Below are 26,583 nucleotides of genomic sequence, written 5' to 3'. Positions count from 1 at the left end.
CCGGCATCGGCCCTCACAGATCGAGAACGAGAGTGTCTCCGTGGCAACGGGATACGCACGCGAGTGTCTGTCCCTCGGCGTGGTCGGAGTCGGTGAGAACGGTGTCGCGGTGGTCGGGGGAGCCGGCGACGACCCGGACGACGCAGGTGCGGCAGAAGCCCTGGCGGCAGGAGTAGGGCTGGTTCGGGCGGGCTCGTAGGATGGCGGCGAGCAGGGTTTCGTCGGCGCCGACCTCGACGACTTCGCCGGTGGAGGCGAGTCGCACGGTGAAGGGGGTACCGTCGACGACCGGGGCGGGGGAGAAGCGCTCCGAATGGAATTCGACGCCGTCCCTGTCCCTGATCGCGCTCAGGAGCGCGGCGGTCATGACGGTCGGTCCGCAGCAGTACACCGCGGTGTCGCCGTCGACGCCGGCGAGCAGATCCGCGGCGGTGGGGATGCCGTGGTCGGCATCGGTGCGCACCGTGACGCGGTCACCGAACTCGGCGACCTCGTTGAGGAACGGGATGGTGTCGCGGGTGCGGCCGCAGTAGACCATCGTCCACGGCACGCCGAGCCGGTCGGCGGCCCTTGCCATCGTCAGGATCGGGGTGATGCCGATGCCGCCCGCCACGAAATGCAGTCGGCGCGCGGTGGATCCGCGGCCGGGCGGGGCGAACAGGAAGGCGTTGCGCGGGCCGCGCACCCTCAGTTCCGTGCCGACCGTCAGCTCGTCGTGCACCTCGACCGACCCGCCGCCACCATCGGGGATGCGGCGCACCGCGATCCGGTAGGCGCCGCGGTCGGCGGGATCACCGCACAGTGAGTACTGGCGGATCCGGCCGGATGGCAGTTCGAGGTCGATGTGCGCGCCGGGCTGCCAGCGCGGCAAGCTGCGTCCGGACGGCGACTCGAGGCGCAGACTCACCACATCGGCGTCGGCCGCGACCAGTACCCGATCGGTCACGACGACCGGAAAACGGTTGTCGTCCACGCCGGATTCGAGCCTGCCCCGGTTGATCAGCGTCGACAGACTCACCTTCGCGGTGGCGATCCGGTCGAGAACCCGGATGGTCGGATCGTGGCGGTGCTTGCCGTACAGGTCCGGCGGCAGCACGGTGGGCACGGGGCGGGTCACTGGTTCGCCGCCCTGGCCGCGGGAGACTTGGCGAGGTACGCGATCGCCTGCTCGGTCGATCCGACACTGTTCGGCGTATAGCGCGGGTTGAACGTCGACAGCGCGCTGATCGCGAGCGCGCGCAGCCGCGGCAGCGCCCCGCGCCGCATCGCGCCGAGGATGCGCCACAGCAGCATCGGGTAGCCGATGTCCGGCATGCCGGGGTCCTGGTTGATCAGGTAGCGGGTGCCGCGCACGACCAGCACGAGCAGGATCGGGATGACGATCATCATCATCACCGCGCGCCGCAGATAGCCCGCGCCGAAGTAGACCGCCACGTCGTGAGCGACATTGCGGTGCTCGACCTCCTCGGCGCCGTGCCAGCGGAACAGGTCCAGCATTCGCGGGTCGGCGTGGTGTTTCTCCAAGTCGGCGTTGAGGATCCAGTCCCCGAGCCAGGCGAAGAAGTGCTCGAGACTGGCGATGAAGGTCAGCCGCTCCACCATCCGCGCCTCGGTCGCCGCGGTGCTGCCGTCGCGGGGCCCGAGGGTGTTGCGGAAGACGAATTCCATCTGCCGCACATACGGCGCGGTGTCGATGCCGTGTGCGGCGAGCACCCCGGCCAGCACCTTCTGGTGGGTCTCGGCGTGCATCGCCTCCTGGCCGATGAAGCCGAGCATGTCCTCGCGCAGCTTCGCGTCCTCGACGTACGGCAGCGCCTCGCTGTAGGCGGCGCAGAACATCCGTTCCCCTTCGGGGAGCAGCAGATTCAGCGAGTTGACGACATGGGAGGCCACCGGCTCGTCCGGCATCCAGTGCAGCGCGGTGCCGGTCCAGTCGAACCGCACGTTGCGCGCGTGCAGCGCGACGTGGGCGGGCTGGGCCCGGCGGCGGCGAAGCAACGTCATCGGGACCCCTCCGACGGTGCGGCGGCGCCGGCGCGCAGGAAACTGCCGGTGCCCCACTCGCTGCCGAGACCGTCGGCGAACACGCCGCGCTCGAACACCCGCTTGCCGCCGACGACGGTCGCGACCACGGCGTCGTCGTTGCGGTTGACCATCCGGTCGAGCCCGAACTCCGGCAGCGGCGCCTCGTGCAGTTCGTGCACGCTGGCGTCGAGCCCGGCCGGATCCAGGACGAGGAGGTCGGCGCGGTCGCCTTCGCGCAGATGACCGGCGTCGATCCGGAACCAGTCGGCGAGCTCACCGGTGAGCCGGTGGACGGCCCGTTCGACGCTCAGGAAGGGCTTGCCCGCCTCCTGCGCGCGCAGGACTCGTTCCAGCAGGCGCAGGGGGTAGTTGTAGAAGGACATGTTGCGCAGGTGCGCGCCTGCGTCGCCGAAGCCCATCTGCACGCCGCTGTTGGCGGCGAGCTTGTTCAGGTAGTCGGGCCGGTCGTTGGCGATGGTGGTGCGCCAGCGCAGCCCGGCACCGTGCTCGACGACCAGGTCGAGGTAGGCGTCGACCGGGTGCAGACCGCGGTCCTCGCCGACCTGACCGATCGTCTTGCCGACGACCGACGCGTCGGGGCAGGCCACGATCTCGGCGTCGAAGAAGTCGCGGTGCCAGATGCGCGGGGTGAACTTGTTGTCGTACTGCTTGCGGAACCAGCGTCGGTAGGACTCGTCGCGCAGCAGTTCGTTGCGCTCGACCTGATCCTTCAGGTGCAGTGCGGCCGCACCGGCGCCGAACTCTTCGAACACGACCAGATCGATGCCGTCGGCGTAGACCGTGAACGGCACCGGCAGGTGCTGCCAGCGGAAGTCGGTGCGCGCGAAGCGGTTCAGCAGGGGCGCCACCGTCAGCATGAACCACACCAGCGGCGGGTAGGCCTTGGAATCGGCGGCCGAGAGCAGCGAGGTGCGCAGCGGGCGGCGGCCGACCCCCGCGCTGGCCAGGAAGAACTTGGCGATGTTCGGGCGCAGGCTCACCGTCGGCGCGCTCTGCAGGACGCGGCGGTGGCGGCGCAGCACCCGGTTCAGCGCCCGCACCTCCTTGCCGCGCGCGTAGGTCGAGGGCAGCGAGCGCGACCGGTACTCCTCGCCGTCGATCTTGTCGAGCGGGTTCGACATCGACGACAGGCCGAGGAAGCCCGCGGTGATCGCCTCGCCGAGCAGCTCCTGCATCCGCTCGATCTCGGCGGCGGTCGGCTTGGTGTCACGGGTGACCGCGCGCCCGAGGCCGAGCACATGGGTGCGCAGATCCGAATGACCGAGGAACGCCGCGATATTCGGCCCCAGCGGCAGCTCGTCGATCGCTTTCGCGTATTCGGCCGGGCCCGACCAGGTGCGGGTGCGGTCGAGCGTCTCGTACACCGCGTCGCGAGGCACGGCTTCGACCCGGCTGAACAGGTCGGCGCAATCGGTGTTGGACGCCAGGACCGTCGACAGCGAGCAGTTGCCGATGATGACGGTGGTGACACCGTGGCGCAACGACTCCGACAGTTCCGGCTTGATCAGCACCTCGGCGTCGTAGTGGGTGTGCACGTCGACGAAGCCGGGCACGACCCACTTGCCGTCGGCGTCGATCACTTCGGTGTCCGGTCCGACGGGCAGTGGTTCGGCCGAAACGCGGTGCACGACACCGTCGATGATGCCGAGATGGCGCCGGGCCGCCGGCGCGCCGGTGCCGTCGAACCAGGTGCCGCCGGTGATGACGAGATCGAAATCGGTCATGAGGGAACTACTTTCCGCTGTCGGTCGAGTGCGCTGCGATGAACTTCTCCGCGTATCCGGCGATCGCGTCCGGGTCGGAGAAGGGCAGCCAGTGGCCGCGCGGCAGGTCGTGGCGGATCAGATCGTCTGCCCACTGTCCGTAGTCGTCGTAGCCGGCCGGGCGCACGGCGATGTCGCGGGTGTTGACGATCAGCTGCACGGGCACCGCGGTGCGCCGGTCCCGCGGGCCTGCCATGCGGGGAAGGATGTTGGCCTTGTAGAAGCGCAGGCCGGAGATCATGTCGCGGCGCAGGGAGCCGGCGACGGTGACCTGCTCGGGCCGGACGCCCTCGACCAGGCGCAGGAACAGCCGCCACAGCCGGGCCGAACCGGCCATCCGGAAGAACAGGCCGGGCAGCACCGGCAGCATGAAGAACCCGGTGTAGGCCGAGGACAGGCCCTGGGCGAGGGTGTTCCAGATCGCGCGCGGGGTCGGTCTGCGCAGCGGCGCCCGCAGGAACTTGCCGAGGTGATCGAGGTTGGGGCCAGAGATCGAGGTGAAGGACGCGACGAATTCCTCGGCGCCCTGTTCGCAGACCGCCTCCCAGACCTGGACCGATCCCCAGTCGTGCGCGACGACGTGCACCGGCTGCTCCGGGCTGAGCTGGTCGACGACGGCGAAGAAGTCGGTGGCCAGGCGATCGAGGCGATAGGCCGACACCGCGCGCGGAGCGCTGGACTCGCCGTACCCGCGGGTGTCGTAGGCCAGGACCCGGAACTTGTCCGACAGCAGCGCGATCACGCCGTCCCACAGGTGGTGGGTATCCGGCCAGCCGTGCACCAGTACCACGGGTACACCATCGGGCTGTCCGTACTCGAAGACAGCGAGCTCGATCTCACCGTTTCCGACCCGGTGTTGTTGCCTCGGCACTGGCCGGACGCTGGGCTGATTGTCGAGGTGAACCGCCATGGGAATTCCTTCTGGACGCGTGCGCCACTGCACTTTGTACTCCGGGTTCATTCTATAGTACCGCCGGTACCGATTGTCGAGTTTCCCGGTACGCCGCCGCCCCTGTCAAGGGTGCAATCGGGGAGGGACCGCCGGAACTGCCGGTATGCTGCCGAGACGGCTACGGCGACGCGGAAGAACAGGGAAATGTCGATGACATCGGGGCGTTCGGCCGCGCGGATCCTCTCGCGCGACGATGTCGTCCGGGGTGCGATCCGCGCCATCGGGCGCGACGGCGCGCACGTGACGATGGGTGCGATCGCGGCCGAGGTCGGCGTCGCGAAACCACGGTTGTACCGCATGTTCGCGGACAAGTCCGACCTGGATCGGGCCGTCGCCGACTGGCTGGTCGACCAGATCTACCGTTCGGTGGCGCCGGATCTGTCGTTGATGATGCAGACCCGTCGTGCCACCGTGCACCAGTTCCTGACCGCGGCCACCGAGGTCGTGCTGACCTACCCGAACGTATTCCGGTACGTGGCGATCACCCAGAGCGTGCCGACCGGTGACAGCTCGGCGCGCCCCCTCGACGTGGGCAGGCGCCTGTCGGGTGACCTCGCCGAGCGGACGAGAACGCTGTTCGCCGCGGTCGGCCTGGACACCGACGGCGTGGACCACCTCGCCCGTGGCATCGTGGGCTTCCTCGTCGCGGTCACCGATCTCTGGCTCGATGTGCCGGGCAAACCGGATCCGGCCGCGACCGAGGAATTCATCGCGCGCAGTACCGATTCCGTCTGCCAACTGCTCGACGGCTTCCTTCGGGGGAAGGGCGTCGTCGTCGACCCGGACCAGCCGGTCGTCGAAACACTGGCCGCGATCTCACAGGGGATCACGCCACCCTGACGGTGCTCTCGTACGGTGGACGCCATGGGCGAACGCATGGTGGTCATCGGTGGGGACGCGACCGGGATGGCCGCGGCGTCGCAGGCGCGCAGGCTGCGCGGCGCCGACGAGCTCGAGATCGTGGTGTTCGAGAAGGGAAACCACGCCTCCTACTCGGCGTGCGGGATTCCGTACTGGGTGAGCGGAGACGTCGAGGACGCCGACGACCTGATCGCGCGCTCGCCCGCCGAGCACCGCGCTCGCGACATCGATCTGCGTTTGCGGACCGAGGTGATCGAGATCGATCCGGCGGGGCGACAGGTGCTCTCACACGACCTCGCGACCGGTGCGCAATCGTGGACTAGCTACGACAAGCTCGTGGTGGCCACGGGCGCGACGCCGATCCGTCCGCCGCTGCCTGGCATCGATGCCGAGGGTGTGTACGGCGTGCAGACCCTCGACGACGGGCAGGAGGTCATCGACGGGCTCGCGGCGGCGACCGGGCGGGACGCGGTCGTCGTCGGCGCGGGGTACATCGGCGTCGAGATGGCCGAGGCGCTGGTGCGGCGCGGATTCCGGGTCACGATGGTCACCCGGGGCGCCGAACCCATGTCCACGCTTGACCCCGATATGGGTGCGCTCGTGCGGGAAGCCATGGTGGGAATGGGAATCCGGGTCGTGACGGACGCCGAAGTCACCGGCATGCGGACCGGCTCGGGCGGACGCGTCGAGGCGGTGACGACCGCTGACGAAGAGTATCCGGCGGATGTGGTGATCCTGGGGATCGGCGTGCGCCCGGCCACCGACCTCGCGCGCCGAGCCGGGCTGCCCCTGGGCGAGGAAGGCGGTCTGCTCACCGATCTCGCCCAGCGGGTGCGCGGATACGACGACATCTGGGCAGGCGGTGACTGCGTGGAGGTGCTGGACCTGGTGTCCGGCACGCTGCGCCACGTTGCGCTCGGCACCCACGCCAACAAGCACGGCCAAGTCATCGGATCCGGCGTCGGCGGCGGATACGCCACCTTCCCCGGCGTGGTCGGCACCGCGATCAGCAAAGTGTGTGATCTCGAGGTGGCCCGCACCGGCCTGGGGGAGGCGGACGCCCGGCGCGCCGGACTGCAGTTCCACTCCGTCACCATCGAATCCACCGGCCGGGCAGGCTATTTCCCCGGCGCGCAGCCCATGACGGTGAAGATGCTCGCCGAACGCCGCACCGGCCGGCTGCTCGGCGTACAGATCGTCGGCCGCGACGGCGCCGCCAAGCGCATCGACACCGCCGCGGTCGCCCTCACCGCGAGAATGACAGTGGAGCAGGTGATCTCGCTCGACCTCGGCTACGCACCCCCGTTCTCGCCGGTCTGGGATCCGGTACTGGTCGCCGCCCGCGCGGCGGCCCGCGCGGTGGCCCGAGGCCACTGATCCCCGGGCGGCCGAAGCGCCCGCTGCGCGACCGCCGCTCAGATCAGGGCGGCGGCGAGCCGGTCGGTCGCGGACACCAGCCAGGCCGGATCGCCGTTGGCTCGGCCCCACAGCGCTTCCTTGACCGCGCCCGCCTGAGTCCAGCGGCGGGCGCGGATCGGATCGATCTGCGCCGCCTCGCAATAGATGTCGAGGAGCCGCAGGATCGTTGTTTTCGGGTTCGCCGAGCGGAGCAGGTCGTCGAATCGGGGGCTGCGGATGACATTCAATGCGTCTGATGCGGGGTCGCCGACGTAACACTTGGGGTCGATCGCGAGCCACGGTTCTCGATCCGACGACAGGACATTGGCGTCGTGGAGGTCGCCATGGACGAGGGTGTTCGGCTGGTCGCGGCCGAGCTCGCGGAGGGTCTCGAGTGCCGCGTCGAGGACTCGGCGCGGCAACGGTTGGCCGAATTCCGCTGCCGTGGTGCGGATCTCGTGCTCCCAGTCGTCCATCTGATCGGCGAGCCGGGGGAGTCCGGCGGGGGCTTCGACAGCCAGCCTGCGCGTGAGGCCGCCCTGGATCGCGACGGCTCGTTCCGGGTCGGTCACGGTGGCCAGGGTGTTGTCGGCGCGTTCGAGCAGCATCGCGTAGCGGGCGTCGTCACGTGCGTAGATGCGCACGGCGCCGCGGCCGTTCCATGCCGTGAAGGCATCGGGTTCGTGGCGGATGCCGGGGTGAGGGAACGAGACCTTGACGACCGCGGGTGGCAGGTGATGCGGCCGCACCGGTACCACGATGCCGACTTCGCCGTGCATGACCGGGCCGTCGGGTGTGCAGGACCACCGTCGCAGCAGGTCGTCGACCAGACCGGGCAGGGCCTCGAGCCATGTGCGACCATGGTCGCCCGCGGCCGTCAGCTTCTTGCGGGCGAACACTTCCGGCACGGTGATCATGATCGCGTTACCCCCGCCGTCCTGTGTTGCTCCACGGTCCTGGCGAGGGCCCCCGCCGGGTGCGGTCGGCCGCACGGTACGAAGCTATCGCGAATTACTCGCGGGCTCGATGCACGCCGTGGCTCCTGGGGATGCGCAAATGTTCAGCTATGTTACTTTTCCTTCGGCGAGATCGCTGGGCAGCAGGCGGTCGCGTATGGGTCGGCTGCTGGGTCTAGGGAGTGTCGGATGGTGTCGAGTGGCCTGGCCGGGGCTCGTTCCGTCGTGGACCGGCGCGGGCCGTTCTCCGATCCGCGATTCGAGCGCTTCATGGCGCTGATCGATGGCCTGTCCGTCGAGTCGCACGAGATTCTGACCGGGTTCGCCGAGCGGCTGCGTGCCGTCGAGCGAATGCCTGGCGACTCGCTGTCCGACTAGCCGATCGGATCCTTCTCTCGGGGGCTTAGCTCTCTTCTGCCAATGTATCTGGGACGTATGCCTCGCTAAATCTCTGCTGTTCAGTGCGCCGGAAGCGGTAGCACTCGCGTCCTCCTGTCTGAAATCGGTCCTTGTCGAGGTATTGACCTGGACTCGGTGTCCAACCTAAATTACAGGGACACCGTGTCCCATATAAACGGGACGCGCGGCACACAGGAGTGCGTACATGACACAGAAGGTGTTCGTCGTCGGCGTCGGGATGACGAAGTTCGAGAAACCGGGCGAACTGGAATGGGACTACCCCGACATGGCCAGGGAGGCGGGCACCAAGGCGCTCGCGGACGCCGGCATCGACTACGACCGCGTCGAACAGGCCTACGTCGGCTATGTGTACGGCGAGTCGACCTCGGGTCAGCGCGCGGTCTACGAGCTCGGGCTGACCGGCATTCCGGTGGTGAACGTCAACAACAACTGTTCCACCGGATCGACCGCGCTCTATCTCGCGGCGCAGGCGATCCGCGGCGGCCTGGCCGAGTGCACGCTGGCACTCGGCTTCGAGAAGATGCAGAAGGGTTCGCTCGGCTCGACATTCGACGACCGTGAGCAGCCGATGATGCGCCACCTGCTCGCGCTGGCCGAACTGCAGGAGTTCGCGATGCCGCCCGCGCCGTACATGTTCGGCGCCGCGGGCAAGGAGCACATGGAGCGCTACGGCACCACCGCCGAGCAGTTCGCCGAGATCGGCGTGAAGAACCACAGGCACTCGGTGAACAACCCGTACGCGCAGTTCCAGAAGGAATACAGCCTCGAGGAAGTCCTCGCGGCCAAGCAGATCTACGGCCCGCTCACCAAGCTGCAGTGCTCGCCGACCTCCGACGGATCCGGCGCGGTCGTCCTCGCGAGTGAGGCGTTCGTCGACCGGCACAACCTGGCCGATCGCGCGGTCGAGATGGTCGGACAGGCGATGGTCACCGACCTCGAGTCCACCTTCTCGACCCAGAGCGCGATCAACCTGGTCGGCGCCGACATGTCGCGCACCGCGGCGCTGAAGGTCTACGAGCAGGCGGGCATCGGCCCCGAGGACGTCGACGTCATCGAGTTGCACGACTGCTTCTCCACCAACGAACTGCTGACCTACGAGGCGCTCGGCCTGTGCGCACCCGGCGAGGGCGGCCGGCTCGTCGACGACAACGCCACCACCTACGGCGGCAAGTGGGTCGTCAACCCGTCCGGCGGCCTGATCTCCAAGGGCCATCCGCTCGGCGCCACCGGCCTGGCCCAGTGCAGCGAACTCACCTGGCAGCTGCGCGGCGCCGCCGACGCCCGACAGGTCGACAACGCGCGAATCGCCCTGCAGCACAACATCGGTCTCGGCGGCGCGGTCGTGGTGACCGCCTACCGCCCGGCCAACCGCTGATCTTCCCCACGAAACCCGAGGAGTAACCCCATGGCATCTGTGTCCGTTTCCACCGATCTTCCCGTCACCCCCGAGCAGGCGTGGGCCCGCCTGAGCGACCTCGCGAACTGGGAGGACTGGCTGACCATCCACCAGGGCTGGCGCAGCGAGCTCCCCACCGAACTGACCGCGGGCTCGCGTTTCATCGAGGTGGTGTCGGTGATGAACATGGCCAACAAGATCGAGTGGACCGTGGCCGAGGTCGACCCGAACAAGTACCTGCGCATCACCGGCACCGGAATGGCCGGTGTCACTGTGGAATTCGCGCTGAGGGTGGAGCCGACCGAGTCCGGCTCGAGTGCCGCGTTCGACGCGAGCTTCAAGGGCACCATGATCGTGGGCCCGATCGGCAAGGCCGTCGCCAAGCACGCCGAAGCCGACCTGAAGGCCTCGATGGCCAAGTTCACCGAGCTCGTCGGTTCGGCCGCGTGACCACGTCGGATTCGGCCGGGGTCGTCTTCGACGGCTCCGGCCTGGGGGAGTGGACCGACGAGGAGCGGTTCTCGGTCACCGCGGAACGGATCGCGGAATACGCCGCGGCGACCAATGATCCGATCGACGCCCACCGCAGCGGCCAGATCGCGCCGCCGGTGTTCGCGGTCGTCCCGGTGTTCACCTCGATGGCGCCCGCCGCCCTGTCGGTGGCGCCGGTGGAGCTGCTGATGAAGCTCGTGCACGGTGAGCAGGACTTCCTGTTCCACCGGCCGATCCGGGCAGGCGACGAACTGGTGGTGCGCGCCAAGCCGATCGGCTACGTGGGCAAGCCGAACGGTTCGACGGTGGTCGTCTACGCCGAAACCAGGGACGCCGCGGGCGAACTCGTCAACGAGCAGTGGATGACGGCGTTCTTCCGCAAGGTCGACGCCGGTCCCGGCGCGGGGGAGCGGGCGCCTGAGCACCGGATCACCGACGCCGACCGGGCGAGCGAACCGGTCGCGAAGGTCACCGCACGCATCGACAGCGACCAGACCTTCCGCTACTCGCCCGCCTCCGGTGATCCGATGCCGATCCACCTCGACGACGAAATCGCCAGGATGGCCGGGCTTCCCGGCATCATCAACCACGGTCTGTGCACCATGGCGTTCACGTCGTGGGCTGCGCTGACCGAACTCGCCGACGGTGACACCGCGCGCCTGCGCCGCCTCGCCGTGCGCTTCGCCAAGCCGGTGCTGCCGGGCCAGGACATCACCACGACCCTGTGGCGCACCGCCGCCGCACCGGGTGTCGCCGCCTACGCCTTCGAGACCGAAGCCGCGGGCCAGATCGCGATCACCGACGGCCGCGTCGAAATCAACGAGGAGAACTGAACCCATGGGAAAGCTTGACGGTCGCGTCGCAGTCGTCACCGGCGCCGGGCGCGGTATCGGCCGCGAACACGCGCTGCTGTTCGCCCGCGAAGGCGCGAAGGTCGTTGTCAACGATCTCGGTGGCGCCAACGACGGGTCCGGCAGTGACGCCGGGCCCGCGCAGCAGGTGGTTGACGAGATCGTCGCCGCCGGTGGCCAGGCGGTCGCCAACACCGACGACATCGCCACCTGGGACGGCGCGAAAGCCCTTGTCGACCAGGCGATCAGCGAATACGGCACGCTCGATGTGCTGGTGAACAACGCGGGCATCCTGCGCGACGCGTTCATCGCGGGCATGGAGGAATCCCAGTGGGACGCGGTCATCGCCGTGCACCTCAAAGGCCATGCCGCGACCCTGCACCACGCCGCGGCGTACTGGAAGGCACAGACCAAGGCGGGTGCGCCCGTCAACGCGGCGGTGATCAATACCGCCTCGGCCTCGGGCACCTTCATGCCCAATGCGGGACAGGGCAATTACGGCGCCGCCAAGGCGGGCATCGCCGCACTGACCCTCGTCGCCGCCGACGAGCTCGAGCGCTACGGCGTGCGGGTCAACGCGATCGCCCCGATCGCGCGCACCCGCCTGACCCTGGCCACCCCCGGCATGGGCGCGCTGTTCGCCGCCGAGGTGCCAGAGGGCGAGTTCGACGCGTTCTCTCCGGCCAACATCTCGCCGCTGGTCGCGCACCTGGCCGAGGCCGGCTGCCCACTCACGGGCAACGTGTTCGCGGTGCAGGGCGGGGCCATCATCGAACTCGGTGGCTGGCACGACGTGCGCACGGTCGAGACCGACGGTCCGTGGACCATCGACGGTGTCGCCGCCCAGCTGAAGGAGTCCAGCTAGTCATGGCACGCAACAGCTATGAGCTCGGCGTCGGCGTCAGCGAGGATCACCTGGCCCTCGCCGACGCGGTGCACGGGTTCGTCGAACGCACCATCACCGCCGAGATCGTCCGCGCGGCAGTCGAAGCAGGCGAGGCGGGCAAGCAGCTGCCCTACTGGGACGTTCTCGTCGCGCAGGATCTGCTGAGCCTGCACGTCGCCGAGGACGTGGGCGGGCAGGGTGCGGGTCTGCTGACTCTGTCCGTCGCGCTCGAGCCGCTCGGCCGTGGCCTGCACACCGGTCCGTTCGTGCCGACGGCGCTGGCGAGCGCGGTGCTCGCCCAGGACGGTGGGGCATGGGCGCAGGCGCAACTGCCCGGTCTGGCAGACGGGTCGCGCACCGGTGCGGTCGCCCTGTCGTCGAACCTGACCGGCGTGCTGCGCGACGGCGCGCTGGTCGTGGACGGTACCGCCGACGGCGTGGCCGGGGCGGCGTCGGCGGAGGTGATCATCGCGCCGGTCACCGTCGTCGGCGAGCAGCGGTGGGTCGCGTTCGAGAACGCCGATCTGACCGTCGCCGCGCAGGACAATGTCGACGTGCTGCGCGCAGCGGCTCGGCTGCACGCGGATTCGGTCGAGGTGTCGGCGGCGCGGGTGCTCACGGTCACCTCGGCGCGGGTGCGCTCGGTCGCGGCGGTCGTGCTGGGCGCCGAGGCGGTCGGCGTGATGTCGTGGTGCGTCTCGACCGCGGCCGAATACGCCAAGACCCGCGTGCAATTCGGTCGGCCGATCGGCCAGTTCCAGGGCGTCAAGCACAAGTGCGCGCACATGGGCATCGCGCTGGAGAAGGCGCGCGCGGTGCTGTGGGATGCCGCCTCCGCGCTGGATCGTGACGACGAGACCGCCGACTACGCGGCCGCCGTCGCCGCGCTGATCATTCCCGACGCCGCGGTGCAGGTCGCCCAGGATTGCATCCAGGTCCACGGCGGCATCGGCTTCACCTGGGAACACGACGCGCACCTGTACTACCGGCGCGCGCTCGCGCTGCGCGGTCAGCTGGGTGCGCGCGACGAACGCGCCGCGGCGGTCGCCGGCTACGCGCTGTCGGGGCTGACGCTGTCCAGCGAACTGGAGTTGCCCGCCGAGGCCGAGCAGATCCGGGCCGGTATCCGGGCCGAGCTCGCCCAGATCGCGACGATCGACGACGAGGACGACCAGCTCGTCGCCCTCGGCGACGGCGGCTGGAACCTGCCGCATCTGCCCCGCCCGTACGGCCGCTCGGCCTCGCCGCTCGAGCAGGTGGTGATCTCGCAGGAGATCAAGGCCTCCGGTATCCCGATGCCGCAGCTGCTGATGGGTACCTGGGCGGTCGGCGCGATCGTCCCGCACGGCGACGAACGGCAGAAGCGCGAGCTGGTCGTGCCGACGCTGCGCGGCGAGGTGGTGTGGTGCCAGCTGTTCAGCGAACCGGGCGCGGGCTCGGACCTGGCGAGCCTGACCACCAAGGCCACCAAGGTCGACGGTGGCTGGCGGGTCACCGGGCAGAAGATCTGGACCACGGTCGCGCAGTTCGCGGAATGGGCGATGCTGATCGCGCGCACCAGCCCGGACAAGCCCAAGCACGAGGGCATCACCTACTTCGTGCTCGACATGTCCAGCCCCGGCATCACGGTGCGGCCGCTGCGGGAGATGACCGGATCGGCGCTGTTCAACGAGGTGTTCCTCGATGACGTGTTCATTCCGGACGAGAACGTGGTCGGCGCGGTCGACGACGGCTGGCACGTGGCGCGCACGACGCTGGCCGGTGAACGGGTGGCACTGAGCCAGAAGATGGAGGCCTACGCCACCGACGCCGACCTGCTGAAGTTCGCGGCCGGGCGGGACCTGTCACCGGTGGCGCGCTACCACGTCGGCGAGCTCATGGCCGAGAGCCGGGCGGTGGACGTGATCGGTTCCCGGGTGGTGCTCAAGCAGCTGTCCGGGATCGATGTCTCGACCACATCCAGCGTCGGCAAGCTGCTGGGTATGGCGCTGGGACAGGCGATTTCGGAGTTCGTCGTCGCCGAGCTCGGCATCGCAGGCGTTGTCTCGGTGCCGGGGGAGCGCAGTGATCACGCGATGGAACAGCTGATCGCCGGGCGCGCCACCACCATCTACGGTGGCACGACCGAGGTGCAGCTCAATGTCATCGGCGAACGCATGCTGGGGCTGCCCCGCGACGCGTCGGTGACCGCCTGAGCCTGCTCACGGCCGCCCGCAGGGTGAGTGCCGCGGCGATCGACAGGTGGTCGCGGCACTCACCTGCTGGTTCAGGGCACGCTGTGGGCGAAGACCAGAATCCCGCCGACCAGCAGCGCGAGGACCTTCCCCACCTCGAGCGCGATGTACGCGTGATGACTATGCGACCGTGGCGCGTCGACGCCGGCGAGCACGGCATCGCTGCGGCGGGTCAATCGCGGGCGCACGGCGACGACCTGGACGGCGAAGGCCACCATGGCCACGGTGAGCGCCCGCGTGGCGGCGGTGCCGGGGGAGTCGGCGAGGATCGCGACGAGAATCGTTGCGGCGAGGACGAGTTCGGCGATGTTGAGCGCGCGGAACACCAACCGGCCGATACCGAGCCCGATCGGCACGGTCACCCCGGGCGCCCGGAACTTCAGTGGCGCTTCCAGGAACGAGATGGCCAGCACCATGCCGAGCCAGCAGAACGTCGCCGCGGCGATCACAGCCCACGCGGTGGTCATATCGATCAGGTCCTCTCCGTCGGTGTCCATCCCCGACCAGAACAGGATCGCCGATGGATCGTGATCTGTCCCGAGTCCGCGTCGGCCGGGCGCCGGACCCGGCTGGGATACTGTCCCCGCCGGATCGCGCCGATCCGGCGCCCGATGGGAGGAATGTGACCGCACAGCGCGCCGATGGCAGGGCCAGCCGATGGGACCGGCATCGCGCCGAGCGCCGGGACCGGATTCTCGCCGCGGCGCTCGCGGCGGTGCAGGCGCAGGGCGCCTCGGTGGGCGTGCAGGAGATCGCCGATCTCGCGGAGATACCGAGGTCGGTGCTGTACCGGTTGTTCAAGGATCGCCAGGACCTCGACGAACAATTGCGGGCCCGCATCGTCGATGACCTGATGGCGGTACTCGCGCCCACCCTGAATCCCGAAGGCACCGTGGCCGAGGCCATCGCGCGGTCGGTCGACACCTATGTGGGGTGGATCGCCGCCAATCCCCGGCTGCACTACTTCCTCGGCGCCGGGTCCGAGGGCAAGCAGCGGCACAATTCGCCGATCGTGTCCGGGACCAAGATCGCGATCGCCGGCACCGTGCGCGAGGTGTTCGAGAACGCGTTGCGCGCCCAGTCGGCCCCGGTGACGATCGCCGAGCCGATGGCCTTCGGCCTGGTCGGGTTCGTCGACGGCAGTGTGAACCGGTGGCTGAGCCGTTCGATGCAGCCGATGGACGCGGCCGAGCTGTCGTCGTACCTGCAGGGGGCGATCTGGGCGATCGTGGACAGCAGCCTGCGCAAGGTCGGGGTCATGCTCAATCCGCTGACGCCGATGGCCGATCTCGTGGCGCCGCCGAGCGATACCCTTGAGCAAGGAAGTCTCGAGGGAAGGAGCTGACGTGGGGCAACCAGTCCGCATCGCGTGTAGCCGTCGCGTGATCGCCCGAGGCTGATCTCGAGCCACCGATGTCCGAGCCGATCGACCTGGTCGATTCAGCCGAACGAACCCGCACCGCGCTCGCCAGTGCCGTGGCGCTGCTGTCGCAGGCTTGGGCGTCCGGTTCACCACCCGATCTCTCGGAGTTCCTCCCCGGGGAACCGGCGGCACGGCGCACGATCCTGATCGAACTGATCAAGATCGACCTCGAATACCGCTGGCTCCGGTATCACTTTCCCAAACGACTGGTCGACTACCGCGCCGAGTTCCCCGAGCTGCGCGATGGTCCGCTGCCCGCCGAGCTCGTCTACGAGGAATTCCATGCCCTGCGCCGCGGATCGCGGGCAACCGATGCGGCTCCCACCGCCGATGCGGCTCCTACCGCCGGTGCGGCGACCGCGGCGGCGACCGGCCCCGAGCCGGCGAGCGACGACTACCACAGCACGATCATCGCCCGCCCCGGCGCGCAGGTTCTGCTCGACACCATCGATGTCGGCGATCACGTCGACGACTTCGACCTCCTGATGAGGATCGGCGCGGGCGCCTTCGCCCAGGTCTATCTCGCCCGGCAGCAATCGATGCAGCGACTCGTCGCGGTCAAGATCTCCCACAACCACGGCATCGAGCCGCAGACGCTCGCCCAGCTGGACCACGAATACATCGTGCGCATCTTCGACCAGCGGCTCATCGCCGACGGCCAGCTGAAACTGCTCTACATGCAGTACCTACCGGGCGGGACGCTGCTCGACGTACTGCGCTTGCGGCGCTCGGCGCCGCCGGAACGCCACGGTGGGCAACTGCTGCTCGACGCCGTCGACGAGGTACTCGCCGAGAAGGGAGAGGTCCGGCCTACCGAATCGGCGATCCGGACCAGGACCGCGGCACTGACCTGGCCGGAGACCGTCGCCTGGCTGGGCCGCAGGCTCGCGGACGCGCTGCAGCACGCGTCCGAACGCGGTGTGCTGCATCGCGACATCAAGCCCGCGAACGTGCTGCTGAGCGCCGAGGGTGTACCGAAGCTGGCCGACTTCAACGTCAGCTTCAGCAAACGTGTCAAGGGCACCAGCCCGCTGGCCTACTTCGGCGGATCCCTGGCGTACATGTCACCCGAACAGCTCGAAGCCTGTCATCCCGAGCTGCCCGCGACCGCACTCGACCTCGATACCCGAAGCGACATCTTCGCGCTGGCCGTCATGCTGTGGGAATTGCTCACGGGGCGGCGGCCCTTCCCAGACGAGACGTCGGCGGGTGAGTCGGAGACGTCGCTGGCCCGCATGCTCGAATTGCGGCGCAGACCGGTCGAGGCGGCATTCCTGTCGGAGCTTCCGCCGGATTGCCCCATGGCGCTGCGCCGCGTGCTCCTGAAATGCCTGTCGCCCGATCGCGATGACCGCTATTCGTCCGGCTCGGAATTGGCCCAGCAGTTCGACCTGTGCCTCGAGAAAAGGGCTCGCGACCTCGTGTATCCGCCGCCGGACAGCTGGCGAACGCGACTGTCGCGGTGGCCCACTCCTGTCCTCTGGTTGTCGTCGATGGTCGGTGTCGGGCTGGCGACGGTGTACTTGGCCGTGCACGCCCAGGAACTGATCAGACAGCGCCTGCCCGATGCCACGAACGCGCAGATCGACAGGGGCATCCTGGTGTGCGTCCTCGGTGGCTTGCTGTTGGCCATCGCCATCTACGTCTACATCTCGCGTGATCAGCTCGAGGTTCTTCGCGGCTTGCGCACAGACAGACGCTACGGCGAGGCACGGCTCGCGCGAGTGCGGTCGCGGACACTGGTGTGGGGCGACCTGTGTGCGCTCAACACCCTGCTGTCCGCGCTGATCGCCACCGGGACGGCCGTGCTGCTGCTGCGCTGGTACACCGACCTTCCGGTGCGGTTGCAGATCCACGCGGCGACGACCGTTCTGGTGGCAGGCACCATCTCGGTCGCCTACACCTTCTTCCTGTCCACGTTCTACCTCGTCCGCTGCGTCTATCCCCGCTACCTGCGCCACGGACAAACGACGGAGCGCGACGCCGCCGACCTGCGCTGGCTGCGCCGCAGAACCACGGTCTACCTCGCGGTGACGGCGTCGGTGCCGGTGGTCGGGGTGCTGGCCGGATTCAGCTTTCTCGAACCCGCGGAACTGTGGCTCGTGCGCGATTCGGTACTGGGGCTGTGCGCGGCCGCCGGCCTCGCCTTCGTCGCCGTGTATTGGCTGTTCCGCAAGCTGGACGCCGACCTGCGCGCACTCAGCCGGGTGGTCTAGCGCTCGACGGGCAGACTGGACGGATGGCACGTTCCGCTGTGTACCGCCCCACGCCGGCCGATCTCGCGGCGGCAGAGGGCAAATTCATCCCCGATGTGGTGGCGCCGGACCTGCGCGTGCTGTTCTGCGGGATCAATCCCGGGCTGTGGTCGGGGGCGACCGGCCACCATTTCGCCCGGCCCGGAAACCGCTTCTGGCCTGCCCTGATCCGATCGGGATTCACCTCGCGGCTGCTGCGTCCCGACGAGCAGGACGAACTGCTCACCCTCGGCTTGGGCATCACGAATGTCGTTCCGCGTACCACGGCGAAGGCGGCCGAACTGACGGCGCAGGAGTTGCGTGACGGCGGCAATGCCCTCGTCGAACGGGTGGAGCGGTATCGGCCGCGGGTACTCGCCGTCCTCGGCTTGGGCGCCTACCGCACCGCATTCGGCCGTCCACGGACCGCCGTCGGACAGCAGCCCGATGCGCTCGGCGATACCGCGGTCTGGGTCCTGCCCAACCCGAGTGGCCTCAACGCCCACTACACGCTCGACGCGCTGGCCGCCGAATTCCGCGGGCTCCGGATGGAGGTAATGGGCCTATGCTGAATTCAAGGCCGCCGAGCTCGGCGGTGGTGCCAACCAGCTGATGGAGGTTCCGCCATGGCCATGTCACCAACCGTGCACACGTGCCTGCTGGATGCGGGTGTGGAGTATGAGACTGTGCGGCATCCGCACAGCCACAGCAGTAGCGAGACCGCCGAAACAGCGTCCATCCCCGGCGACCGGCTCGCCAAGACGGTCCTCCTCGAAGACGACAAGGGCTACGTCGGCGCCGTGCTGCCGGCCACGCATCACCTGCGGCTGCCGAAACTGTGGGACCACACCGGGCGACAACTGTCGTTCGCCCACGAGTCGGACATGCGCGAAGTCTTCAAGGACTGCGAAGTCGGCGCGATCCCTCCCGTGTGCACCGCTTACGGCATGACGACACTGATGGACGAAAGCCTGAGCACTCAACCCGACATCTATTTCGAGGCCGGGGACCACGAGACGCTCATCCACATGCGCACCGAACAGTTCCTGCGCTTGATGGAGCACGCGCAGAAGGGACGGTTCTCCTAGCCGGGCACTTCGACGTGGAACGTCTGACCGAGCAGGAACGTCAGCGCCGCTCCCACCACGCCAGGTCCGTCGGCGCGGCGCTGCACGACCGTGGAATCGTCGCGGTTGCCCTGACCTGGGTGGACACCAGCGGCATCACCCGGACCAAAGCCATCCCGCTCGAACGGCTGCCTCACGCCGCGGCGTGGGGCGTGGGAGCCTCTCCTGTCTTCGACGCGTTCCTGCTCGACGACTCGATCCTGTCCGGGCATTTCGCCGGCGGGCCGACCGGCGACCTGCGGCTCCACCCTGACCTGGCACGCGTCGCACCGCTCGCCGCGCTCCCCGGCTGGGCGATCGCCCCTGCCGACCGGTATACCCAGGACGGCGCACCACACCAACGCGACTCCCGGTTGCTGCTGCGCCGCATCGTCGACGAACTCGCCGCCGACGGCTTCACGGTGCGCGCCGCGATCGAATTCGAGTGGATCGTCTCGCGGACCGACCCCGCCGACCCCGACGCATTCCACCCGGCTTCCACCGCGCCCGCCTACGGTGCAGCCAAACTCGTCGAGCTCGGTGGCTACCTGCGCGATCTGCTCTGCGCGCTGCGCGACAGCGGCATCGCCGTCGAGCAGATCCATCCGGAGTACGCGGTCGGCCAGTTCGAATTGTCCATTGCCGCCGCTGATCCGCTGGCCACCGCCGACACCGCGATCGTGGTCCGCGAGACCATTCGCGCGGCCGGCGCCGCACATGGCCTGCGCGCGTGCTTCGCACCGATGGTCGGCGTCGACGGGGTGGGCAACGGTGGCCACATCCACCTCAGCCTGTGGGCCGCCGACGGGCGCAACATGATGGCAGGTGGCGCTGGGCCGTTCGGTCTCACCGACCCCGGACACCGCTTCGCCGCGGGCATCCTGGAACACCTGCCCGGGCTGCTCGCGATCGGCTGCCCGTCGATGGCCAGCTACCTGCGACTGCGCCCCAGTCACTGGGCCGGGGTCTACGCGTGCTGGGGGCTGGAGAACCGTGAGGCCGCATTGCGTTTCATCACCGGGTCCGAGGGCGAACGCGAGTACGCCGCCAACTTCGAGGTCAAGTGCTTCGATCCGGCGGCCAATCCTTATCTGGCGCTCGCCGGCCTGCTGATCGCCGGCCGTGCGGGCCTGGCCGGCGACCGCACGCTGCCCAGCCCCGTCGCCGTCGATCCCGCCGTCCTCGATCAGCACACCCGCGACGCCGCAGGGATCAACGCGCTGCCGAGAACCCTGCACGATGCGGTCGCCGCTTTCGAAGCGGACCCGGTGCTCTGCGGCGCGTTCGGCGCCGAACTGGCCGACACGATCAGCAGCGTCCGCCGCGGCGAGATCGCACTCTTCGCCGACGCCACTCCCGCAGAGATCGCCACCGCGACCCGGTGGCGGTTTTGACCTGTGCCATCCAGCGGGATGATCCGGGTGAAATCCCGCGGCGACCGGGCATGCTCCTGTCACCCTGATCGACAGTCCACCACAGTGGAGGTGCCGAATGGACGAGCTCGAGCCCACCGCTGACCTGATGCGGGTCGTCGAGTACTTCGATCGCTTCGCCGAATCCGACGCCAATGCCGATACGGTGATCCGCGCGGCCGCGGTCCTGGCCGAATGCCCGGCGGGTGCGCGCTGGCCGTCGGGCACCAGCATTCGGTACGACGCGGCGGGCCGAATGCTTCCCGCCGCCGCACCACCGCCGGGAGCATTCGGCACCGACCCCGCGGTGTGGCTGGAGCGGACCGGCGACCCACAACCCCTGGACGACGTGCTGGTCGGCCGGTTGCGGCACTGTCTGCGGGTGACATCGCGCCGGGGTGCGGCCGGGCCGACCGGGCTGGCCGACCCGGCACTGCTCGAAGTGGTGCTGTCGGAGGAACAGCGGCGCGCGGATCGGGTCCGCGCGATGCGCCTGCTCGGCGTCGATCCGGGGCGGCCGATGTGCCTGCTGGCGGTGTCAGGACCGGGCACGGCGGACGCGGTGCGCATCATCGCCGAGCATGTCCCGGTGGTCCGCTCGACGATCCTCGGCACGACCACCGCCGTGCTGGTGCAGGACGCCGGCACCTGCCGGGAGTTGTCGGATGTGTTGAATATGGCTGTCGTGCAGGCATTTCCGGCATCACGACGAGGCGCCGACGGTCCCTGGGTCGGGATGGGCGAACGGCTGCCCGCGTTGGCGGCCGCCACCTCCTGGGAGCAGGCGCGGCGTGCGCTGCGATTCGCGTCCTCGACCTGGCACGGACGCCGGGTGATTGCCTTCGAACGGCTCGGGTCTCTCGCCCTGCTCGGGGAACTGCCGGTTTCCCGGCTCCTCGGCGCGCCGGATGTGATGCGGCTCAACGACTTCGCCGCGACGGAAGCCGGCGGCCTCGCCGTCGACACACTGGAGGCGTTCTGCGTGTTCGGATCACTGCGGCGCACCGCCGACGAACTGCATCTGCACCACAGCACCGTGGCGGCCCGGATCGCGCAGGTCGAGACGGTGATGGGCTGGCATGTCGGCGAGGCGCTGGATCGGTTCATGGCCACCTTGGCGCTGACGATGCGCCGGATCGCCCTGTCGTCGGCGGAATTGTTCCCGGACCCGCCGACCGGATCCGACGCGCGTCGGGTGGTTCGGAGCCATCCGGCGACGGATGTCGGGTGATCTGGATCACTCTCGTCGGCGACGATCGACGGGCACCGCGTAGGTGCGACCGGGAAACCCGGTGTACGAGAAGGAGTCTCCACCATGGCGGTCATCGATCCGAACAACACCTGGGCGCCGCTAGAACAGCGCCTGGCCGTCACCACGAACGAACGGCACCGCACGATGCTCGGCATCGTCATCGAACACATGAAGGCCGAGGCCGCACCCGATCTCGACGGGCTCATGCGGACCCTGGTCCCCGAACCGGCCTACCACTTCTGGAACCAAGGCAAGGACGTCGGCCCGAAGGGCCGCGACGTCGTGCACACCTACTACTCCGATTTCGTCGCCAGCCGCAGCAACGTGCTCGAGTACCAGCTGGACCGGCTGGTCGTCGACGACCACTGTGTGGTGACCGAGGGCTTCCTCAAACAGATCTACCCGGGTGCCTACGCCGCGCGGATCGGCATCCCCGTCGACGATCCGGCCGCCGACTACCTGGTCGTGTTCCGTCAGCTGCTGCTGTGGCCGATCGATGCCGAGGGCCGCATCGAAGGTGAGGATTCGTATCACTCCGGACCCGCGGAGATCCGCAAGCTGACCTTCGACGAATTGCCGCGCGAATACGTCGAACTCGTACACCCGGGCGCGTGACGATGACGCAACGAACGGACGCGCACCGGGCGGATATCGCGAGCATGCTGCTCGACCGGCTCGGCGACCAGCGCCTCGGCCTGCGCACCCGCGACACCGACTGGACCTGGGACGCGGTCGTGCACGAGTCGGCCGCCCGCGCGGAACTGGCCCGCACCCTGCGCCGCGAGGGCCCCTTCCACATCGGCGTGCTGCTGGACAACGTGCCCGATTTCGTCTTCTGGCTCGGCGCGGCGGCGCTGGCGGGCGCGACGGTGGCGGGTCTCAATCCGACCAGGGGCAGCACCCAGCTGGCCGCCGATGTGCGATACGTCGACTGCCAGCTGATCGTCACCGACGCCGCGGGGATGGCGCGGCTGCGGCAGCTGGATCTCGGCCTCACCGCGGATCGGTTCCTGCTGGTCGACGATCCCGGCTACGCCACCCGGATCGATGCCCACCGCGTGCCGCCAACGGCGGTGGGCGGGCCGGCGGAATTGCTGCTGCTGTTGTTCACCTCGGGTACCACCGGCACGTCGAAAGCGGTGCGGTGCACCCAGCGCCGCCTCGCCGTTGTCGCCTATGCCGCCGCGGCGAAGTTCGGGCACGTACGCGACGACGTGGACTACTGCTGTATGCCGTTGTTCCACGGCAATGCCATCATGGCGTTGTGGGCGCCTGCCCTGTCGGTCGGCGCCACGATCTGTTTGACCCCGAAATTCTCGGCGTCGCAGTTCCTTCCGGATGTGCGGCACTTCGGCGCGACCTACTTCACCTACGTCGGCAAAGCACTGGGATACCTGCTCGCCACACCCGAAGCCGCGACGGATTCGGACAATACGCTGGTGCGGGGGTTCGGCACCGAGGCGTCGGTGGCCGATCAGGACGAGTTCCGCCGCCGCTTCGGCGCGGAACTGTTCGAGGGGTACGGCTCCAGTGAGGGCCCGAGTCTGGCGGCCCTGGATCCCGCCGCACCACCCGCCGCCCTCGGCAGGCCCGCGCATCCCGGTGTGGCGGTGGTGAATCCGGACACCCTGCGGGAGTGCGCGCGGGCCGAACTCGACGAGCACGGCCGGGTCCGCAATCCCGACGAGGCCATCGGGGAAATGATCGACAAAGCGGGCGCGCTCGCCTTCGAGGGCTACTACAAGAACGAGGTCGCCGACGCCGACCGCATTCGCAACGGCTGGTACTGGACCGGGGATCTGGGCTACCTCGACACCGACGGATACCTGTACTTCGCCGGCCGCAAGGGCGACTGGATCCGGGTCGACGGCGAGAACACCTCGGCACTCATGATCGAACAGGTCCTGCGCCGTCACCCCGCGGTCATCGCCGCCGCCGTGTTCGGGGTGCCCGACCCACGTTCGGGCGATCAGGTCATGGCCGCGGTCGAAGTCGCCGATCCGGCCTGCTTCGATGTCGCCGAGTTCACCGAATTCCTCTGTACCCAGGACGATCTCGGCAGCAAAGGCACACCCCGGTTCCTGCGCGTCTCGGCCGACCTCCCGGTGACCGGGTCGAACAAGGTGCTCAAGCGCGAACTCCAGGAGCAGGCCTGGCGCACCGACGAACCGGTCCACCGGTGGGCGGGCCGGGGCGAACCGCACTACCGCCGCATGACCGAAGCGGACAAACAGGCGCTGGAGTCGGAATTCGCCGCGTACGGCAGGCAGCGGATGCTGTAGCTGTCCGTGCGCCTAGTGGTGTCGCGCACCGTCGAACAGGTAGTTCGCGTCGTTCGGTGCCCGTCGCATGAGACGGCGGTGCGCGGCAGGGCTCCAGGGCCACACCGTCGGCAGGCCGTCGGCGTCGCGGTACCAGCTCTGGCAGCCGGTCGCCCAGACGGTCGGGGCGAAGGCGTCGTCGATACGGTCGTTGAAGCGCCCGGTGGCGGCCTCGGTTGGCTCGACCGTCGTGAATTCGTGACGGCGCCAACGTTGTAGCCAGGCGGTGACGTGCTCGGCCTGCCACTCGGCGACCGCGGTGAGGGGGAAATTGCCGACAGGACTGTGCGGCCCGATCAGCACGAACAGATTCGGGTAACCGGGCAGGGCGACGGTGTGGAACGCGCGCGGACTGCCACCCCATTCCTCGTCGAGCACGCGCCCCTGGCGTCCGGTCACCCGGATCGGGCGCATGTAGGCGTGCGACTCGAATCCGGTGGCCGACACCAGGACATCGAGCTCGTGCAGGGTGCCGTCGACGGTCACCACACCGGACCGCTCGACCCGGTCGATCGGGTCGCTCACCACGGCGACGTCCTCGCGCTGCGCCGCGCGATAGAACCCGTCGGAGACGATGAGCCGCTTGCACATCGGCGCGTCCCGTGGGGTCAGTGCCCGGCGCAGTGCGGGATCGCGGACCGAGGCCAGGTTCCGCCTGCACCACCATTCGACCAGTGCGCGCCGCAGGCCCGGCCTGATCAACGCGTCGAAGCAGAACTCGGAGGTCAGCCGGAGGGCGTGATAGCTGACGGTGTCCAGGAGTGGCAGACGTCGGCGGATCGCGCTCGCCCACCGGGGGTAGCGGGGATTGGGGATCGCCAGCACCCACTGCGGTGACCGGTCGAACATCGTGACCTTGGCGGCGGTACCCGCGAGCGCGGTGACGATCTGGACGCCGGTCGACCCCGATCCGATGACGCCCACGCGCGCCCCCGCCATCGGTGCGGCGTGGTCCCAGCGCGCCGAATGGAATGCCGCACCGCCGAATTCGCCGAGACCGGGGAGGCCGGGTAGGCGTGGGTGGTGCAGGATCCCGGTGGCGCAGACCACGAAGTCGAACGATTCCCGGTCGCCGTCGGCAGTCCGGACCGACCACTGGTCGCCGTCGAAGTGCACGGCGGTGACCTCGACCCCGAATCGGGTCATTCCTTCGAGTCCGTATCGGTGGGCCACCGCGGTGAAGTAGTCGTCGATCTCGGCCCCGCTCGCCAGGAACCGGCTCCACGACGGATTCCTGGCATAGCTGAATTGATAGAACCGGGACGGGACATCGCAGGTCAGGCCGGGATAGGTGTTGTCGCGCCAGGTACCACCGAACCGCGGTCCCTTCTCGAAGATCACGAAATCCGACAGGCCGGCGCGCAGCAGGGTGGTCGCCATGCAGATGCCCGACATTCCGCCGCCGACAATGGCGACACGAGGATCTCGCCGCCGCTGATCCGATGTGCGCAGCACAGCTCAGCCCTGTGGCATCGGCAGGGGAATGCTGACGCCAAGCGGCAGCGTGATCTGCGGGCCGGGTGCCGGGTCGGGTTCGGCCGGTGGCCGCTGCGTGCCCGTCGGGTGGTCACCGCACAGGATCCCGCATTCGATGGCGCCGATCACCGGCAGCGACACCAGGATCACCGGCTCGGGCGATGGAGCCGGGGCCGGTGCCATGGGTTCGAGCGTCAGTGGCGCTTCGACCGCGGGGGAGGGAGTGTCGGGTGCGGTGTCGTCCAGGGGCAGGGTGGGGGCGGACGGCACGGTGACGAGGTCGACGTGGACCGGGGACCCGCCCGTGCGGTAACGCTCCGACCAGCCGAGTACGTCGGCGGCGTAACTCGCCGAATAGTTGTAGCGGAGCACCGCACGCTGCCGCGCCGCGGTGTCGCGCAGATCGGTCCCGTCGGCACACAGGTAGCGGGCCGCGGCCAGGGTGGCGTCGAAGACATTGTGCGGGTCGGCCGTGCCGTCGCCGTTTCCGTCGGTGGCGTACCGGCTCCAGGTGCTCGGCAGGAATTGCATCGGGCCGACCGCGCGCACGAATCCACCCTCGGCGGCGGGGATCACCTCGTTGCCAGGCAGCGTGCCGTCGAGCGCGGGCCCGAAGATCGGCCGCAGCGTCGTGCCGGCGGCATCGGTGTTTCCCCGGTCGGCGTGGTCGGACTCGATCTTCCCGATCCCGGCAAGCAGATGCCAGCTCACACCGCACCCTGGCGCCGAGAGTTGCAGGGACAGTTCGGCATTGCGATAGGCCGCCAGGACAGTCTCGGGGATCCCGAACCCGCCCGTGGCACCGGCCGGAGTGACCACGACGGGCGGCGCGGGCTCGATCGGCGGCGCCGCCGTGCGCAGCTTGCGCGGGACGGGCGGAGTGGGCGCCAGCAGACCGACAACCGTCGACTCCGCAGGCATCGTTTCGACAGCGACGGGCGGAGTGGGGAATTCGCGCGCCGCCGGTGCGGTGACACGTGCCGAACCGGAGACGAGCAGGCCTGCCGCGAGGATCGTGGTCGCGGCGAGAGGGGCGGGGCGCATGATGATGCCACCTTCCGCGGCCGCGAAGGGCGGCCGCTTGGAGCGAGGGAGCAGGCGTCC

At 69.1% G+C, this 26,583-nt stretch carries 24 protein-coding genes; 16 read left to right on the top strand and 8 right to left on the bottom strand.

Annotated elements, in window-relative coordinates; translation table 11 throughout:
• Positions 1–13: 13 nt before the first annotated feature.
• Genes ACWF82_RS19305 through ACWF82_RS19290 form a run of 4 tightly spaced genes read right to left on the bottom strand, consistent with a single transcriptional unit; the run spans position 14 to position 4,719 of the window.
• Complete coding sequence (locus ACWF82_RS19305; protein WP_452502906.1) at positions 14–1,117, bottom strand: PDR/VanB family oxidoreductase; 1,104 nt, start codon at positions 1,115–1,117, stop codon at positions 14–16.
• Entirely contained in the window at positions 1,114–2,004 is an 891-nt protein-coding gene (locus ACWF82_RS19300) for a metal-dependent hydrolase (protein ID WP_452502904.1), read from the bottom strand. The genes ACWF82_RS19305 and ACWF82_RS19300 overlap by 4 nt, the downstream gene beginning before the upstream one ends.
• On the bottom strand, positions 2,001–3,770 hold the full coding sequence (locus tag ACWF82_RS19295; RefSeq protein ID WP_452502902.1) for an N-acyl-D-amino-acid deacylase family protein: 1,770 nt from the start codon (positions 3,768–3,770) through the stop codon (positions 2,001–2,003). Before ACWF82_RS19295 ends, ACWF82_RS19300 begins: the two co-directional genes overlap by 4 nt.
• Before the next feature lie 7 nt (positions 3,771–3,777).
• Positions 3,778–4,719, bottom strand: a complete 942-nt coding sequence (locus ACWF82_RS19290; protein ID WP_452502900.1) for an alpha/beta fold hydrolase — start codon at positions 4,717–4,719, stop codon at positions 3,778–3,780.
• A gap of 192 nt (positions 4,720–4,911) precedes the next feature.
• Between ACWF82_RS19290 and ACWF82_RS19285 the strand changes: the two genes are divergently transcribed.
• Together ACWF82_RS19285 and ACWF82_RS19280 are read left to right on the top strand one after the other, a co-directional pair.
• Positions 4,912–5,601, top strand: coding sequence for a TetR/AcrR family transcriptional regulator (locus ACWF82_RS19285; RefSeq protein ID WP_452502898.1), 690 nt, complete (start codon positions 4,912–4,914; stop codon positions 5,599–5,601).
• Between the two features lie 24 nt (positions 5,602–5,625).
• A complete protein-coding gene (locus ACWF82_RS19280) occupies positions 5,626–6,999 on the top strand; it encodes an FAD-dependent oxidoreductase (RefSeq protein WP_452502896.1) in 1,374 nt (457 codons plus the stop codon).
• A gap of 38 nt (positions 7,000–7,037) precedes the next feature.
• On the opposite strand, the gene ACWF82_RS19275 is transcribed toward ACWF82_RS19280, so the two are convergent.
• On the bottom strand, positions 7,038–7,937 hold the full coding sequence (locus ACWF82_RS19275; protein WP_452502894.1) for an aminoglycoside phosphotransferase family protein: 900 nt from the start codon (positions 7,935–7,937) through the stop codon (positions 7,038–7,040).
• Positions 7,938–8,165: 228 nt separating this feature from the next.
• Here ACWF82_RS19275 and ACWF82_RS19270 point away from each other — a divergent pair, with 228 nt between their 5' ends.
• From ACWF82_RS19270 to ACWF82_RS19245, 6 genes are all read left to right on the top strand, one after another.
• Entirely contained in the window at positions 8,166–8,354 is a 189-nt protein-coding gene (locus tag ACWF82_RS19270; RefSeq protein WP_452502892.1) for a hypothetical protein, read from the top strand.
• Positions 8,355–8,580: 226 nt separating this feature from the next.
• Entirely contained in the window at positions 8,581–9,771 is a 1,191-nt protein-coding gene (locus ACWF82_RS19265) for a lipid-transfer protein (protein WP_452502891.1), read from the top strand.
• 30 nt (positions 9,772–9,801) lie between these two features.
• Entirely contained in the window at positions 9,802–10,242 is a 441-nt protein-coding gene (locus ACWF82_RS19260) for a type II toxin-antitoxin system Rv0910 family toxin (RefSeq protein WP_452502889.1), read from the top strand.
• Complete coding sequence (locus ACWF82_RS19255; RefSeq protein ID WP_452502887.1) at positions 10,239–11,117, top strand: MaoC/PaaZ C-terminal domain-containing protein; 879 nt, start codon at positions 10,239–10,241, stop codon at positions 11,115–11,117. Before ACWF82_RS19260 ends, ACWF82_RS19255 begins: the two co-directional genes overlap by 4 nt.
• A gap of 4 nt (positions 11,118–11,121) precedes the next feature.
• Positions 11,122–12,000 (top strand): SDR family oxidoreductase, encoded by an 879-nt coding sequence (locus ACWF82_RS19250; protein ID WP_452502885.1) that lies wholly within the window; start codon positions 11,122–11,124, stop codon positions 11,998–12,000.
• Positions 12,001–12,002: 2 nt separating this feature from the next.
• Positions 12,003–14,216, top strand: coding sequence for an acyl-CoA dehydrogenase (locus ACWF82_RS19245; protein WP_452502883.1), 2,214 nt, complete (start codon positions 12,003–12,005; stop codon positions 14,214–14,216).
• Positions 14,217–14,287: 71 nt separating this feature from the next.
• On the opposite strand, the gene ACWF82_RS19240 is transcribed toward ACWF82_RS19245, so the two are convergent.
• The gene (locus tag ACWF82_RS19240; RefSeq protein ID WP_452503049.1) at positions 14,288–14,722 is read right to left on the bottom strand and encodes a hypothetical protein; all 435 of its coding nucleotides are present in this window, start codon (positions 14,720–14,722) and stop codon (positions 14,288–14,290) included.
• Positions 14,723–14,877: 155 nt separating this feature from the next.
• Here ACWF82_RS19240 and ACWF82_RS19235 point away from each other — a divergent pair, with 155 nt between their 5' ends.
• From ACWF82_RS19235 to ACWF82_RS19200, 8 genes are all read left to right on the top strand, one after another.
• Positions 14,878–15,600 carry a TetR/AcrR family transcriptional regulator gene (locus tag ACWF82_RS19235; RefSeq protein ID WP_452502881.1) on the top strand — a complete coding sequence of 241 codons (723 nt, stop codon included), beginning with the start codon at positions 14,878–14,880 and terminating at the stop codon, positions 15,598–15,600.
• A gap of 68 nt (positions 15,601–15,668) precedes the next feature.
• On the top strand, positions 15,669–17,894 hold the full coding sequence (locus tag ACWF82_RS19230; protein WP_452502879.1) for a serine/threonine-protein kinase: 2,226 nt from the start codon (positions 15,669–15,671) through the stop codon (positions 17,892–17,894).
• 23 nt (positions 17,895–17,917) lie between these two features.
• A complete protein-coding gene (gene mug, locus ACWF82_RS19225; protein WP_452502878.1) occupies positions 17,918–18,484 on the top strand; it encodes a G/U mismatch-specific DNA glycosylase in 567 nt (188 codons plus the stop codon).
• 99 nt (positions 18,485–18,583) lie between these two features.
• Entirely contained in the window at positions 18,584–19,000 is a 417-nt protein-coding gene (locus ACWF82_RS19220; RefSeq protein WP_452502876.1) for an aminoacyl-tRNA deacylase, read from the top strand.
• A 14-nt stretch (positions 19,001–19,014) separates the two neighbouring features.
• Complete coding sequence (locus ACWF82_RS19215; RefSeq protein ID WP_452502874.1) at positions 19,015–20,412, top strand: glutamine synthetase; 1,398 nt, start codon at positions 19,015–19,017, stop codon at positions 20,410–20,412.
• Positions 20,413–20,509: 97 nt separating this feature from the next.
• Positions 20,510–21,661, top strand: coding sequence for a PucR family transcriptional regulator (locus tag ACWF82_RS19210; protein ID WP_452502872.1), 1,152 nt, complete (start codon positions 20,510–20,512; stop codon positions 21,659–21,661).
• Between the two features lie 84 nt (positions 21,662–21,745).
• A complete protein-coding gene (locus ACWF82_RS19205; RefSeq protein WP_452502870.1) occupies positions 21,746–22,297 on the top strand; it encodes a nuclear transport factor 2 family protein in 552 nt (183 codons plus the stop codon).
• A gap of 2 nt (positions 22,298–22,299) precedes the next feature.
• On the top strand, positions 22,300–23,964 hold the full coding sequence (locus ACWF82_RS19200) for an AMP-binding protein (RefSeq protein ID WP_452502868.1): 1,665 nt from the start codon (positions 22,300–22,302) through the stop codon (positions 23,962–23,964).
• Between the two features lie 12 nt (positions 23,965–23,976).
• Here ACWF82_RS19200 and ACWF82_RS19195 read toward each other — a convergent pair whose 3' ends face one another.
• Positions 23,977–25,455: a flavin-containing monooxygenase gene (locus ACWF82_RS19195; RefSeq protein ID WP_452503048.1), complete on the bottom strand. Its 1,479-nt coding sequence runs from the start codon at positions 25,453–25,455 to the stop codon at positions 23,977–23,979.
• A 6-nt stretch (positions 25,456–25,461) separates the two neighbouring features.
• Entirely contained in the window at positions 25,462–26,523 is a 1,062-nt protein-coding gene (locus tag ACWF82_RS19190) for a lytic transglycosylase domain-containing protein (RefSeq protein ID WP_452502866.1), read from the bottom strand.
• Between the last annotated feature and the right edge of the window lie 60 nt (positions 26,524–26,583).

This window comes from Nocardia sp. NPDC055053 (genome assembly GCF_053608285.1).
This window is presented reverse-complemented; position numbering and strand designations above follow the sequence as displayed.